At 46.5% G+C, this 13,220-nt stretch carries 15 protein-coding genes and 1 other RNA gene; 13 read left to right on the top strand and 3 right to left on the bottom strand.

Annotated features, from left to right (window positions below):
• Window positions 1-25: 25 nt before the first annotated feature.
• The 8 genes from ACU37H_RS13525 (at window position 26) to fsa (ending at window position 5,511) form a co-directional block, all read left to right on the top strand.
• A complete protein-coding gene (locus ACU37H_RS13525; RefSeq protein WP_472703579.1) occupies window positions 26-688 on the top strand; it encodes a class I SAM-dependent methyltransferase in 663 nt (220 codons plus the stop codon).
• 145 nt (window positions 689-833) lie between these two features.
• Complete coding sequence (gene nadB, locus ACU37H_RS13520) at window positions 834-2,453, top strand: L-aspartate oxidase (RefSeq protein ID WP_472703580.1); 1,620 nt, start codon at window positions 834-836, stop codon at window positions 2,451-2,453.
• 68 nt (window positions 2,454-2,521) lie between these two features.
• Window positions 2,522-2,749 carry a DUF433 domain-containing protein gene (locus ACU37H_RS13515; protein ID WP_472703581.1) on the top strand — a complete coding sequence of 76 codons (228 nt, stop codon included), beginning with the start codon at window positions 2,522-2,524 and terminating at the stop codon, window positions 2,747-2,749.
• Window positions 2,746-2,967 carry a DUF5615 family PIN-like protein gene (locus ACU37H_RS13510; RefSeq protein ID WP_472703582.1) on the top strand — a complete coding sequence of 74 codons (222 nt, stop codon included), beginning with the start codon at window positions 2,746-2,748 and terminating at the stop codon, window positions 2,965-2,967. The genes ACU37H_RS13515 and ACU37H_RS13510 overlap by 4 nt, the downstream gene beginning before the upstream one ends.
• A gap of 135 nt (window positions 2,968-3,102) precedes the next feature.
• A complete protein-coding gene (locus ACU37H_RS13505; protein ID WP_472703583.1) occupies window positions 3,103-3,978 on the top strand; it encodes a lysophospholipid acyltransferase family protein in 876 nt (291 codons plus the stop codon).
• A gap of 122 nt (window positions 3,979-4,100) precedes the next feature.
• Window positions 4,101-4,331 (top strand): hypothetical protein, encoded by a 231-nt coding sequence (locus ACU37H_RS13500; RefSeq protein WP_472703584.1) that lies wholly within the window; start codon window positions 4,101-4,103, stop codon window positions 4,329-4,331.
• 258 nt (window positions 4,332-4,589) lie between these two features.
• Window positions 4,590-4,689, top strand: an RNA gene (gene ffs, locus ACU37H_RS13495) — signal recognition particle sRNA small type.
• Between the two features lie 168 nt (window positions 4,690-4,857).
• Window positions 4,858-5,511 (top strand): fructose-6-phosphate aldolase, encoded by a 654-nt coding sequence (fsa, locus tag ACU37H_RS13490; protein WP_472703585.1) that lies wholly within the window; start codon window positions 4,858-4,860, stop codon window positions 5,509-5,511.
• A 66-nt stretch (window positions 5,512-5,577) separates the two neighbouring features.
• Here fsa and ACU37H_RS13485 read toward each other — a convergent pair whose 3' ends face one another.
• Window positions 5,578-5,712 (bottom strand): hypothetical protein, encoded by a 135-nt coding sequence (locus tag ACU37H_RS13485; protein WP_472703586.1) that lies wholly within the window; start codon window positions 5,710-5,712, stop codon window positions 5,578-5,580.
• Between ACU37H_RS13485 and ACU37H_RS13480 the strand changes: the two genes are divergently transcribed.
• Window positions 5,711-6,835, top strand: coding sequence for an ABC transporter permease (locus tag ACU37H_RS13480; RefSeq protein WP_472703587.1), 1,125 nt, complete (start codon window positions 5,711-5,713; stop codon window positions 6,833-6,835). The genes ACU37H_RS13485 and ACU37H_RS13480 overlap by 2 nt on opposite strands.
• Before the next feature lie 71 nt (window positions 6,836-6,906).
• Here the strand turns inward: ACU37H_RS13480 and ACU37H_RS13475 are convergent, their stop codons facing one another.
• Complete coding sequence (locus tag ACU37H_RS13475) at window positions 6,907-7,638, bottom strand: TrmH family RNA methyltransferase (protein WP_472703588.1); 732 nt, start codon at window positions 7,636-7,638, stop codon at window positions 6,907-6,909.
• Window positions 7,639-7,717: 79 nt separating this feature from the next.
• Here ACU37H_RS13475 and tamL point away from each other — a divergent pair, with 79 nt between their 5' ends.
• Both tamL and ACU37H_RS13465 read left to right on the top strand, forming a co-directional pair.
• Window positions 7,718-10,048: a translocation and assembly module lipoprotein TamL gene (gene tamL / locus ACU37H_RS13470; RefSeq protein ID WP_472703589.1), complete on the top strand. Its 2,331-nt coding sequence runs from the start codon at window positions 7,718-7,720 to the stop codon at window positions 10,046-10,048.
• A 469-nt stretch (window positions 10,049-10,517) separates the two neighbouring features.
• Complete coding sequence (locus ACU37H_RS13465) at window positions 10,518-11,096, top strand: hypothetical protein (RefSeq protein WP_472703590.1); 579 nt, start codon at window positions 10,518-10,520, stop codon at window positions 11,094-11,096.
• A 115-nt stretch (window positions 11,097-11,211) separates the two neighbouring features.
• Here the strand turns inward: ACU37H_RS13465 and ACU37H_RS13460 are convergent, their stop codons facing one another.
• Window positions 11,212-11,967: an LOG family protein gene (locus tag ACU37H_RS13460; protein WP_472703591.1), complete on the bottom strand. Its 756-nt coding sequence runs from the start codon at window positions 11,965-11,967 to the stop codon at window positions 11,212-11,214.
• A gap of 120 nt (window positions 11,968-12,087) precedes the next feature.
• On the opposite strand from ACU37H_RS13460, the gene ACU37H_RS13455 reads away from it, so the two are divergent.
• Window positions 12,088-12,858, top strand: coding sequence for an exodeoxyribonuclease III (locus ACU37H_RS13455; RefSeq protein ID WP_472703592.1), 771 nt, complete (start codon window positions 12,088-12,090; stop codon window positions 12,856-12,858).
• Window positions 12,858-13,178 carry a DUF4286 family protein gene (locus ACU37H_RS13450; RefSeq protein ID WP_472703593.1) on the top strand — a complete coding sequence of 107 codons (321 nt, stop codon included), beginning with the start codon at window positions 12,858-12,860 and terminating at the stop codon, window positions 13,176-13,178. Before ACU37H_RS13455 ends, ACU37H_RS13450 begins: the two co-directional genes overlap by 1 nt.
• Window positions 13,179-13,220 lie beyond the last annotated feature (42 nt).

Here is a 13,220-nt window from a genome sequence, read left to right as displayed (position 1 = left end):
AGGAGTTCCGCCCTTATTTCCCACCATGAGTTTATCATTTCCTACTGAGCTGCAATCGTTTGCTATCGGAGACACGGTGCAGGAACTGTTGGTGCCTATCCCAACCGCTATTCGCCAAAAATATGAAGGTAACGGAAGCGCTGCCTATTGGGCCCGCATCTGGCCCGCTGCTCTGGGTCTTTGCCAATTTCTCGATCAACATCCGCATTATATCCTGAATCAGTCTGTACTGGAAATAGCCGCCGGTCTGGGCTTGCCGGGCTTATATGCAGCCCGCGCTGCCAAACAGGTGACCCTGTCAGATATTGAGCCGCTGGCCGTTGAGGTGCTCCGTCAATCGATCCGGCATCTGGGGCTGGATCATGTTCAGGCCATGACATTGGATTGGACCAACATTGCTGACGCTCCTTTTCATGATGTGCTGTTACTGAGCGATGTCAATTACGATCCCGGGATGTTTCCCGGATTGCTCGAAGTCCTTAAACAATCATTAGCCCGTCAGAAGCGTATCATCTTAAGTACGCCGCAACGCCTGATGGCAAAGGCTTTCATACAAGACCTGCTTGCTTACCGGACGCTGCAGTGGGACTGCGAAATTGAAAGTGGAAACGGCGTTACCTGTGTCAGCGTTTTTGTCCTGGAACAGATACGCTCGCAAATTAGCGGCACCGGCGGAATGGATGAATAAGAATTTCATGTAAGTTTGATGCTGTACGCCGTTGGCGTGACGAGTCATACCCGGGACAAGAAAAAGGAGCCTGCCCAACGGTACAGGCGCCGGCGGGAATTTATCTTTCCGATTCTGCCGCCTGGTTTATAAATTCAATGATCACATGCAACAAGTAGATTTTTTAGTGATTGGTACAGGGATTGCCGGCCTTACCTACGCTTGCAAAATGGCTGAGAAGTATCCCGAAAAAAAGGTTTTGGTGATCACCAAAGCGGCAGCAGACGAGACGAATACCAAATATGCCCAGGGCGGAGTAGCGGTGGTGAATGATTTTGAAACGGACAGCTTTGAGAAACATATTGAAGACACGTTGATCGCCGGTGACGGGCTGTGCAACAAGTCGGTGGTAGAGATCGTAGTGAAGGACGGGCCCGCCCGTGTGAAAGAACTGATCGATAGGGGCGCCAATTTCGACAAAGAAAAAGACGGCGACTATAAACTGGGTAAAGAAGGCGGCCACAGCGAGTTTCGCATTATTCATCACAAGGACATTACCGGCTGGGAAATGGAGCGCACCCTGCTGGAAGCCGCAGCACGCCTGGATAATATAGAGATCGTCAAGCATTGCTTTGTCGTAGACATCATTACCCAGCATCACCTGGGCTACCTTGTCACGAAAGCCACGCCCGATATTGAATGCTATGGCGTGTACGTGTTGAACCTGCATACTAACGAGATCGAAACCATCCTGGCCAAAACCACCTACCTCGCAAGCGGTGGCAACGGGCAGGTGTATCGAACCACTACCAACCCGGGCATTGCCACGGGAGATGGCGTAGCGATGGTTTACCGCGCGAAAGGCCGGATTGAAAACATGGAGTTCATACAGTTTCATCCGACGGCTTTGTACGAACCCGGCCTGCGCGGGCAGGCTTTTTTAATCACGGAAGCGGTGCGTGGAGATGGCGGTATTTTAAGGAATAAGGACGGCGAAGCTTTTATGGAGCGATATGACGAGCGCCGGGATCTGGCGCCCCGCGACATCGTTGCCCGTGCGATCGATAATGAAATGAAGATATCCGGTACGGAGCACGTGTGGCTGGATTGCCGCCATTTCAGTAAAGAACAGTTCACCGAACATTTCCCCAATATTTACGAAAAATGCAAAAGTGCCGGCATTGATATTACAAAAGATATGATCCCTGTAGCGCCGGCAGCGCACTACAGCTGCGGCGGCATCAAAGTGGACGAGTGGGGACAAACCTCGATCCGCAACCTGTATGCAGTGGGCGAATGCAGCAGCACCGGCCTGCATGGCGCCAACCGGCTGGCAAGCAATTCCTTGCTCGAAGCAATGGTCTTTGCACACCGTTGCTTTGTCCATGTCTCAGGAAAGGTGGACAACAATGAACTGCCTGAACATCCTACGTTCAAGCTCAATATTCCTGAATGGAACGCCATGGGCACGAGTACCCCGAAGGAGCTCATATTAATTACGCAAAGTTTGAAAGAGATACAACAGGTCATGAGTGATTATGTGGGCATCGTCCGCAATAACATCAGGCTGGAACGCGCCAGCCGCAGGCTGGATCTGTTATGGGAAGAGACGGAGCAACTGTATAAAACCAGCACGCTTTCACCTAATATTCTCGAACTTCGCAACCTGATTACAGTGGGATACCTGATCGTAAAGGGTTCCGTATTCCGCAAAGAAAGCCGCGGCCTCAACTATAATACAGACTACCCGGCTAAGAGCGAACTGGTACAAAATATTGTTTTGTAGAGTGGCCTGTGGACCATGGTCCATGGACAATAGAGGGGTTTCACTAACTTTGTAAAAAGTATACTTGTATGAATTATGCAGCATACATAGAGTCTAATGCTTCCGTTCTGCTAGGAAAGCCTGTCATTAAAGGTACTCGTATCGCGGTGGAGCTAATCATCCTCCGCCTTTCGGAGGGAGCAACTGTAGCCCAGTTATTAGAGGCTTATCCATCGCTTACCCAGGAAGCTGTGTTAGCGGCCCTTGCTTATGCTTCTGACGTAATCGCCAACGAACAGGTTATTGCTGTCGCATGATGATTCTGGCAGATGAAAATATTCATTCTTATATAATAAAAACGCTTAGAAAAGAGGGGTTTGAAGTCATCGCTATTGGTGAACCCGCCAAAGGAATAAGAGACGAAGAGGTCATTCAATGGGCCGTAAAAAATAATTATTTACTCTCAACGGAAGACAAAGATTTTGACGAGTGGGTATTTGCACATCATATAACGGGACTGAGCATTATCTTTTGAGATATCAGTTTGCCGAGTTTGAATTGATGGCCGAAACAGTCAAAACTTTCTTGCGAACCCATTTGTTACAACATCCGGTATTTATAACGATCACACCTAAAAAAATCAGAATCCGGCAATTATAGCCGACCAACAATGTATTACCTTCTTTACGGCTTCTTTTACCTTGTATCATTGCTCCCGCTTCGGATATTGCATTTTATATCAGATAGCATATATGGCATATTGTACCATGTGGTTCAGTATCGTAAAAAGGTGGTGATGAATAACCTGCTGATCGCCTTTCCTGAAAAGTCGGAGCAGGAGCGGATCGCGATCTGCAAAGGCTTCTATCATAAATTGCTGGATTCGATGATCGAATCGCTCAAGCTGCTCTCCGCCCCTGATTCCTTTTTTGAAAAACGGTTCAGTGGCAACTGGGAATTGCTCAACCACTATTACGAACAAGGCCGGCCGGTGCAGGTCCATTTAGGTCATAATTTCAACTGGGAATGGGGCAACAGCATGCTGGCAAAAAAAGTGAAGCATCAATACCTGGGCGTCTACCTGCCCTTGTCGAGCAAGGTCTTTGACCGGCTTTTTAAAAAAATGAGATCAAGAGGAGGTGCCGTGCTCATTCCTGCGACCAATATGACGCGCGAGTTTCTGCCCTATCGCAAAAGCCTTTACTGTATTGGCCTTATCGCAGATCAAAGTCCCGGCCGGATCGATAAGACCAATTGGTTCGATTTCTTCGGGCGCAAAACCGCTTTTATTACCGGCTCAGCCAAGATGGCGATTTCTACCGATGCGGTGATTGCCTTTGCCACCATCCGGCGCATTAAAAGGGGATATTACGAAACCCGCTTCGAAATAGCCACCGAACACCCCAAATCAAACACGGACCTGGAGCTTACCCAACAATTTGTTAACTACCTGGAAACCAATATCCGGCAGTATCCTGACAACTGGCTTTGGAGCCATCGAAGATGGAAGCACGAGTGGAAGGAAGAGTATCAGAACGCAAGATAGCCAAACGACAAGCCAAGCTCTTTGCAACATCAGGCTTTTTCCGATCTGAAACATAGCCATCTGCTGAACCGGTCACCCCAAAATGCACAAGTTCATGTAAATCTGTAGAAAGTCAGATCATTATGCAGACAGAAACCATCCCGGAGCGCTTGCATTATTTCCTCGAAACAATTGAAGATAAGAAGGTCGAAGCCATCTATACTTTATTTGAAGATGAACTAGATATTACTGCTAAAAGGAGAAAACTGATCCAGGCGGAACGGGAAAGTTATCTTAATGGAACCGGAACATCCTACAGCTGGGATGAAGTAAAAGAAATGGCTAGGGACAAAGCTAAGCGCCATGTCTTATAAAATACAAATCAGACCGTTAGCGGTTATCGAATAAGGCAAGGGAAATTGAACCGCTTCCCTTATGTAGTAGTTTATGAGTTTTTTCCGGATCACAATAGCATCATTGTATAAAGCGTCATTATGACAAAACAAGATCCCGGTAAAAAGAATATTTCCTAAATCAACCTGATCTTAAATTAAGGCACGCAAACTTCTGCTTTTAGAGTCTTCTTCTCATTAATTATTTTACCCTTTGGGAAATAATCCCTACCTTCGCAGTTGCAGGTCTCATACGGCCAGCTCCTGTTGAAACTCCCCAGGGCCGGAAGGCAGCAAGGATAGACGGTTGTAGCGGCGCGATGTGAGTAGCCTGCTTTTTTTATTCCCCTACTCCACCTCATTTAGCTTTATTGTATTACTTTAGCATTGGCAGTGCTGACAGGTTTGCGAACACAATATATTCAGGTATTCGTGATTCGCCGGCCGGCAGCGATGCGACATACCTGTTTTTAACAGTACAGCTATCACAATCAAAAAAAATAATCAAATGAAATTTTTTATCGACACCGCGAACCTCGACCAGATCAGGGAAGCATATGACATGGGCATCTTAGATGGCGTTACCACCAACCCTTCACTGATGGCAAAAGAAGGCATCAAAGGAGAGGAAGCGGTCATGAAACACTATGTAGATATCTGCAATATTGTAAACGGCGATATCAGCGCTGAAGTCGTAAGCACCGATTTCAAAGAAATCGTAGAAGAAGGTAAAAAACTGGCCGCCTTGCATCCCAATATCGTAGTGAAAGTACCTATGATCAAAGACGGTGTAAAAGCGATTAAATGGTTTACGGATAACGGGATCAAGACCAACTGTACCCTGGTTTTCAGCGCCGGACAAGCTATACTGGCAGCGAAAGCGGGAGCGAAATACGTGTCCCCTTTCATCGGACGTATAGACGACAGCGGCTGGGACGGCGTGCAACTCATCGAGCAGATCGCGCATATCTTCAACATCCAGGGATATAAGACAGAAATCCTGGCGGCTTCTATCCGCACCAGCAATCATATCGTTCGTTGTGCAGAAGCAGGCGCCGATGTATGTACCTGTCCGCTGGATCCCATCCTCGGTTTGTTAAAACATCCGCTCACAGATATTGGCCTGGCCAAGTTCCTGGAAGATGCCAAAAAGACTAAATAATTTTACAGGGAGTAGAAAATAGTGAGCAGGGAAATCCTGCTCTGCTACTTACTACTCCCTATTTACCTATCCTGTCAACTTTTCAACCATTAACTTTTCAGCATTCATAGCCAATCGGATCGCATTCAACCGGAACAGATCTTTCTCCCGGTTCATCATCAGGCTTTCGATCGTTGCAACTGTCATCAGCGTAGCAGCCATGATTTTGACGCTGGCGTTTGCTAACGGTTTTCAGAAAAAGGTCAGTGAAAAAGTGTTCAGCTTCTGGGGACATGTGCGGGTACAGGAGGCATTGCCTTATTCTTCGCTGATCTCTGAAGAAATTCCTATCATACAGAATTCGGAGATCGTTCATGAGATCAAGGCCCTGCCTTATGTAAAAGCCATCTATCCGTTTGCTACCCGGTATGCCATTCTCAAAACGAAAGACGACCTGCAGGGACTACTGGTGAAAGGCCTTGACAGGCAATATGATGCGGCCAACCTTAAGGAGTTCATGGTAGAAGGAACTTTTATCCGTTTTAACGACAGCACCTACAGCCGGGACATCATGATCTCCCAGAAAACGGCGCGTGAATTAAACCTGAAACTGAACGACCGGGTCCTGATCTATTTTATCCGGCCGGACGGCTCCAAGCGACCTGACCGGCTGACAGTACGCGGCATCTTTAAAACCGGTGTAGGCGATTTTGACAACTCTTTTGCTGTTGGCGATATTCAGCTGATAAGACGTCTCAACGATTGGCAGGACAACCAGATCGGTGGTTATGAAGTGGTGTTGACTGATTATAAATATGTCGATGCAGCTACGCAGCAACTGTCTGCACTACCGGGTTTTGACGAGGATTGGAGCGTGCAGAATATCAAAGATTATATTCCGAATATTTTTGACTGGTTGAATATGCAGGACACTACCCGCAACGTATTGATCGGCATCATGATCGTCGTGGCCGTGATCAACCTGATCACCTGTCTGATCATACTGGTCTTGGAACGGATGAGAATGGTGGGTGTTCTGAAAGCGATCGGAGCATCTGACTGGATGGTTCAAAAGATATTTCTGCGACACAGCCTGATCATTGCACTGCGCGGCATTTTGACCGGCGCGGCCATCGGCCTGGCGATCCTCTATGCACAAATCAAAACCGGTTTCATTAAACTGGATGAAGAAGCTTATTATATGGACAGGGCAGCGGTGCAAATAACCGCCGGAGAGGTAATTGCCATTTGCGGCATCACCTTCCTGATCTGCATGCTGGTGTTGCTCATCCCCTCTTACATCGTTAAAAAAATACAACCTGTCAAGGCGATACACTTCAGGTAGTAGTCATTAACAACTTGCAACTACAAACAGCTCTGCCCGACCCTCCTGGTTTCTATTGCCTCGACCAACTTCTATTTCAGGTGCGACAAGATGATACCTGTAGCTACCGCGGCATTTAGCGATTCAGCCGCGCCCCATTTCTCGATCGTTATTCTTTGGTGAATTCTTTTCATGACTTCACTTCGTATCCCTTTTGACTCGTTGCCAATCACCAATACCCCTTTTTGCACGGGTCGATAGCTTTTAAGCGGCATGCCATCGAGCGCGGCTCCGTAGAAAACGAGGTCTGTATGCTCATCCATCCAATCAGACAGATCTGTATATACTATGCTGACCCTGAAAATACTTCCCATAGAAGCCTGCACCACTTTTGTATTATAGGCATCGGCGCAGTCACTGCTGCATATAATCTGCCTGATGTTGAACCAATCTGCGATGCGGACGATCGTTCCCAAATTACCCGGATCCTGGATCCCATCCAGCGCCAGGATCAACTGGTCATCCGAATTTGTGTTTTTGATCTGCGGAATATGGACAACAGCAACTACCTGGTTGGGGGTTTTCAGTTGCGAAATCCTGGATAGCTCCATTTCAGAAACGGATACAACCGCCAGACCTTTTATCACAGGCGCGTGCCCGCTGATCCACTCTTGCAAACCATATAGGTTCTTAATTTTCAGGTGTTGCGAGATCAGGGCCTCTTCCACGATCTTTGGTCCTTCGATCACAAACAGTCCTTCGCTGTCCCGAAATTTTTTTTGGCTTAAACTTTGAATATATTTGACCTCAGATTTTGTAAGCATCCTGTTAAGATAAATCAATCAATTGCATAAAAACGTTCGATCATACAAAAATACGCCGCTTCTTCTCTTACCAGTTATAATGGTATTCGTTTTTTCCTCCTGCACCCTTTTCACTATCGTGAGAAACGAACCCAAAAATGCGCCTTATATTTTCGAAACAAAAATCGACGTGAAACAAAAAGGCCTGAAGAACGATGAAGCAGCAAGACTGGAAGGAGGTTTGTATGAACAGCTGGATGACAGCATCGCGGCGAGGAAACTTGACAAAGTATTCTGGGAAGTTTTAAAGAACCCGCAGCCGCTGGATACGGCGCTGATCAACAAGTCAGCCGAGTTTATGAATAACTACCTTGCTGCCGAAGGATATTTCAATGATTCTATCAATTATACCACGAGCATTAAAAAGGTGGGAGATCAGCAAAGAGCCTTCATTAATTTCAATGTATGGCCCGGACCGGTAACCCGTATTGATTCGCTTGCTTACACCATGCAGAACGACAGGCTTCAGACGCTGGCAGACAGCAGCGAAAAAGATGCGTTGATCAGAAAGGGAGATCCTTTTGCTCAGGCGCCTATTTCAGCAGAACTGGACCGGCTGGTGGAATTGTATCGCAACAACGGGTATCTTTTATTCTCCCGCGGTAACCTGTACGGTCTTTGGGACACGCTGGATTTTGACCTTCTGGAACCTACATTAGACCCGTTAGAACAAATGAGCCAATTCCAAAAGCTCCGGGAACGCCAGGAAAATCCAACAGCAGACCTGGAGATCAGGCGTAAAAGCGGCGAAGACTCTAACAATCTCCGAAAATTCTATGTAGGAAATGTCACGGTCTATCCAGATACCCGCATGGATACTACCAATCGGCAGCAACGGTCGGAAACGATCCGGAATGTGACCGTGGTACAGCATTCGAATAAGTTTAAACCCAAGATATTCCCGCAATATATTTATCTCACCCGCGGCGAGTTGTATCGGCAGAACCGTTACCTGAGAACGCTCAACCGATTTAACAACCTGGGCACCTGGAGATTGGTAGACATCGCGCAAATTCCCCGTGAAGCTTCGGACACCGTTGATTTTGTAATGCGACTGACGCCGGCGCCAAAATATAATTTCACCACGAACTTTGAAGGCAGTTTCAGCCAAAGCGTGATCAGCGGAAACTTTGTCGGATTGGGTATGAACCTGGGACTGCAAAACCGGAACTTTTTGCGGAGCGCCAATTTATTAAACACCAACGTGAGATATGGCGTGGAACTCGGCGGCTTCAATTCGAACCAGCTGATTCAAACGCAACAGCTGAGCCTCAGCAATTCGCTGATCTTTCCAAGGTATGTATTTCCAGGCATGAATAATTTCAGAGAGTCTTTCCGGGGTAATATTCAATCCATCCTCAGTTTCAATGCCGCCAATACGGAAAGAAGGTTTCTTTTTAACCTTACCAGTTTCAATACTTCCTGGGGCTACGAATTTCTCTGGCGTGCGCGAGATTATGCGATATCCAACCGCAGCTTCAATCTCGGTGTGAAGATCCCGAATATTGAATATTCTTATATCCGCAAGCGAGACAGCCTTGAAACGCTGATTAAAGAAAACCCTTCGATACAAAATCTGTTTTCTGATGGTCTGATCACTTCTGTTATCGCCAATTTTTCCATGCCCTGGAACAGCGCTAACAAAAGAAATATCAACGTGATCAGGATGAACCTTGAGGCTTCGGGCCTGCTCACCGGGTTGGTCCAAAACAGTTTCCTCGACGAACAACTGTATCGCTTTGTCAAGTTTGACGCAGAGTATGCCAAACTGATCAAGTTAAGCAGCAAAAGCGGATTGGTACTACGCGGCTTCGGCGGCATAGGTTATGAGTTGGACGCCACTGCCAACCCGCTGAAGCGCGCGCAATTGCCGTTCTTTAAGCAATACTACAGCGGCGGCCCCAACAGTATGCGGGCCTGGCAGCTAAGAAGATTAGGCCCTGGTTCCGCTATTAAATACTTTGACAATGACCCTTCGATAGAAGGTGAGGAGATCGTTCCCGATCGCTTTGGAGATGTGCAACTCGAAGCCAACATAGAATACCGCATGCCTTTATTTAACGTAGCGGGCATTCCCATCAACGGAGCCGCGTTCACCGATATTGGTAATATCTGGTTTCTCAAACAGGAAGCCGGCAGACCAGAGGAGCGGTTTAACATTTCCAGGCTGGGTACAGACCTGGCCATCGGGTCGGGCGTCGGCCTGCGGGTGGACTTCAGCTTTTTCGTGATCCGCCTTGATTATGCTTATAAAGTAAAAGATCCCAGCCCCGACGGACCAAATGCTGCCTATCAGAACAAATTTTTTGCCTACCCGTTTTTCAAAGGCAGCCAATTACAGGTGGGCATAGGCTATCCGTTTATATTTTAAATAGCAAAACGATTCCCGGCTTTTCTGAAGCCGAATCAATAACAAACCCACATCCGCTTCACTCACGCATCAACGCGGCCAGTCCATCCTGACTTTCTTACTGCGTAAACCGCTAACCCCTTCAGTACCACACAGGTTAGGCGCTCCAGCGCACGATAACCAGCTAATATTACTCATAAATGTTTAATTTACAATTAATTACAATATTAAAAAATTAATAAATTTAAAAGTTTATAATATATTTCTTGATTAGCATCAGTTTTTGATTTTTATTCAAGCGCAACCGTTTGTCTAGTTGAAGTTTTAGAGAAAACGCAAAAAAACATCAATAAATCTCTACTTTATCAAAAAACCGGATCATTTCATTACCCCTACTTTTGTGTTCCGAAACCAAAACGAGGCCTCGTTTAAATCAATGCATCCGTTTCGAAACGCTGTGAAGCATTTTAGTAAACAATTAAAACTTATTATGACAAAACAAGTAACATTACTACTCTTATCCCTTTTTCCGCTTTTTCAAGCCTTCTCGCAAACAGCCACGCCACAGGTCGAAAAGTCTACCTGGGGCCTTCAAACCGGAGTTCTTGGCCTGTGGCTACATAATGAATCCAGAATTGGCAATAAATGGGCGCTCAGAAGTGAGATAGGCCTGGATGCCGCCTTTTGGGACGCCAGGCGTTCTAAGGACCTGGGGTTTGCAGCAGGGCTGATTCCGGTCATCAGCCTGGAGCCCCGGTTTTATTATAATATCGAGAAGAGAGCAGAAAGACAAAAAAGCGTGGCGAAAAACAGCGCTAATTTCTTTTCGTTGTACACAGGCTACCACCCTGACTGGTTCGTTATTTCTAAGGACAAAAACGTCACGCCTTACCAGGATTTATTTGTGATACCTTCCTGGGGAATCAGAAGGGTAAAAGGTAAGTTTAACTATGAAGTGGGTGCCGGAATCGGCTACGGATACTTTTTTGGGAAAAACGCAGAACAGTTCAAAAATAGAGGACAGGTAGCTGGCAACGTCCACCTGAGAATCGGCTATTCATTTAAATAAAATCCGGAAAAGAGATGGGCGTCCATCTCTTTTCCTTCATCAGGAAACTATAAAAATTCCTGATACGTTGTAGATCTTTGGAAACGACGCACCCTCATTGCCATCCCGAACAGGATTATTTTTTTTCGAAAAACCACGGAATACGTCGACGTCGCTTGATCTTGTAATTAGAAGTAATGTACTTGCTGATGTGGGACATAGCTTCGTCGATATCATCCGTGAGCAACACCAGGTCCAGGTCTTCCCGCGAGATCGTTCCTTTTTCAGCCATATCCTCTATCGCCACCATCAGATCTGCATAAAAATCTTTTCCGAATAATACGATCGGGAACTGCGTAATGGTCTTGGTTTGCACCAAGGTTAATGTCTCAAAAAATTCATCCATTGTTCCGAAGCCTCCCGGCATGATGATAAAAGCATAACTGTATTTTATCAGCAAAGTCTTTCTTATAAAAAAATGCTCAAAGGTGACGGCCTTAGTGAGGTACTTATTATAATGCTGTTCAAAGGGCAACTTAATATTACAGCCCACCGATTGTCCGCCGGCTTCAAAAGCGCCGCGGTTTGCCGCTTCCATAATGCCGGGGCCGCCCCCGGTCATAGTTGTGAATCCGGTACCCGCAATACGTTGGCCAAACTCGACGGCCTTCTTATAATAAATATGATCATCCTTGAATCTTGCCGAACCGAAGACAGTAACACAAGGCCCCATGAAATGCAGGTTTCTAAAGCCCTTTAAAAACTCCCAGGCCACTTTAAACAAAAAGATAAACTCATATCCCCTGCTCTTGGGTCCGTCCAGGTACACGTGCTCTTTCGCGGGTATGATAGGTTCAGCAATCTGTTCCGCCTTTTTCTTTTTTTCTTGCATATATAAAATCCAATTAGCGATTAGGACAGACCAGGGCCTGCCCACCATTAAGGCGAATATAAATTTAAAACGATAACGAAGCAACATCTTATTTTTGTTGCTTCACTTAATGACAAGACCATGCGAATAATCAGTTATAACGTCAACGGGATACGTGCTGCCATTAAAAAGGGATTTATAGACTGGTTAAAAACCGATCCTGCAGATATCATCTGCCTGCAGGAAACAAAAGCAGAAAAAGACAATATCGATTGCGCCGCCCTTCATGAGCTCGGATACCAGGACTACTGGTTTTCTGCTCAGAAAAAAGGATACAGTGGCGTGGCGGTTTTCACAAAAATACAACCGGACCATGTGGAATATGGAACAGGCCACCAGGTCAGCGATGATGAAGGAAGGGTGATCCAGTTGGATTTTGGAGACATCCGTTTGATCAACGCCTACTTCCCGTCCGGCACCAGTGGTGATGTCAGACAAGCCTTTAAATACATGTGGCTGGATGAATTCTTTGTTTACCTGAATGAATTAAAAAAGAAGCATCAGAAACTGATCATTTGCGGGGATTATAATATCGCTCATAAAGAGATCGATATCCACGACCCCAAAGGCAACAAAAAGTCATCCGGATTTTTGCCGGAAGAACGCGCGTGGATGGACAAGTTTGTCAGCGAAGGTTACAACGACACTTTCCGGATCATTCACCCCGAAGCTGCCCACCGGTATAGCTGGTGGAGCCAGCGGTTCCCCAGTGTCCGCCTGAATAATAAAGGCTGGCGTATCGACTATATCACCGTCACAGATCCGTTAAAAAGTAAAGTGGCCGATGCTGAGATTTTTCCGGACGTGAAACACAGCGACCACTGCCCTATCTACTTAAAATTAAATCCCTGATGGAACAGCCCACCTTCCTCATCTACAACGTCACCACAAAAGTGTCGCAGGCCATCCAGTCCGACTGGCTGTCCTGGATGAAAGAACATCATATCCCGGCCGTACTGGCAACCGGCTGCTTTTTTAAAGCGACGATCCTCCGCCTGAAAGGGGTAGATGACGCCGAAGGGCCCACCTACGCTGTCCAGTATCATGCGGCCAGCGAAGCGGATTACGAACAGTACCTGGCCCGCTTTTCTACCGCGCTCCGGCAGGAAACAATCGACCAATGGGGCAATCAATTCATCGCATTCCGGACCGTTATGGAAGTTGTGAATTGAATGTGCAAAAGATTTTTTTTGCTCTTTGCCGTTTCCAAAAAA

The organism is Niabella sp. ZPM-14 (assembly GCF_055693045.2).
Note: the sequence above shows the minus strand (reverse complement) of the source record. Positions and strands in the feature narration are given on the sequence as shown.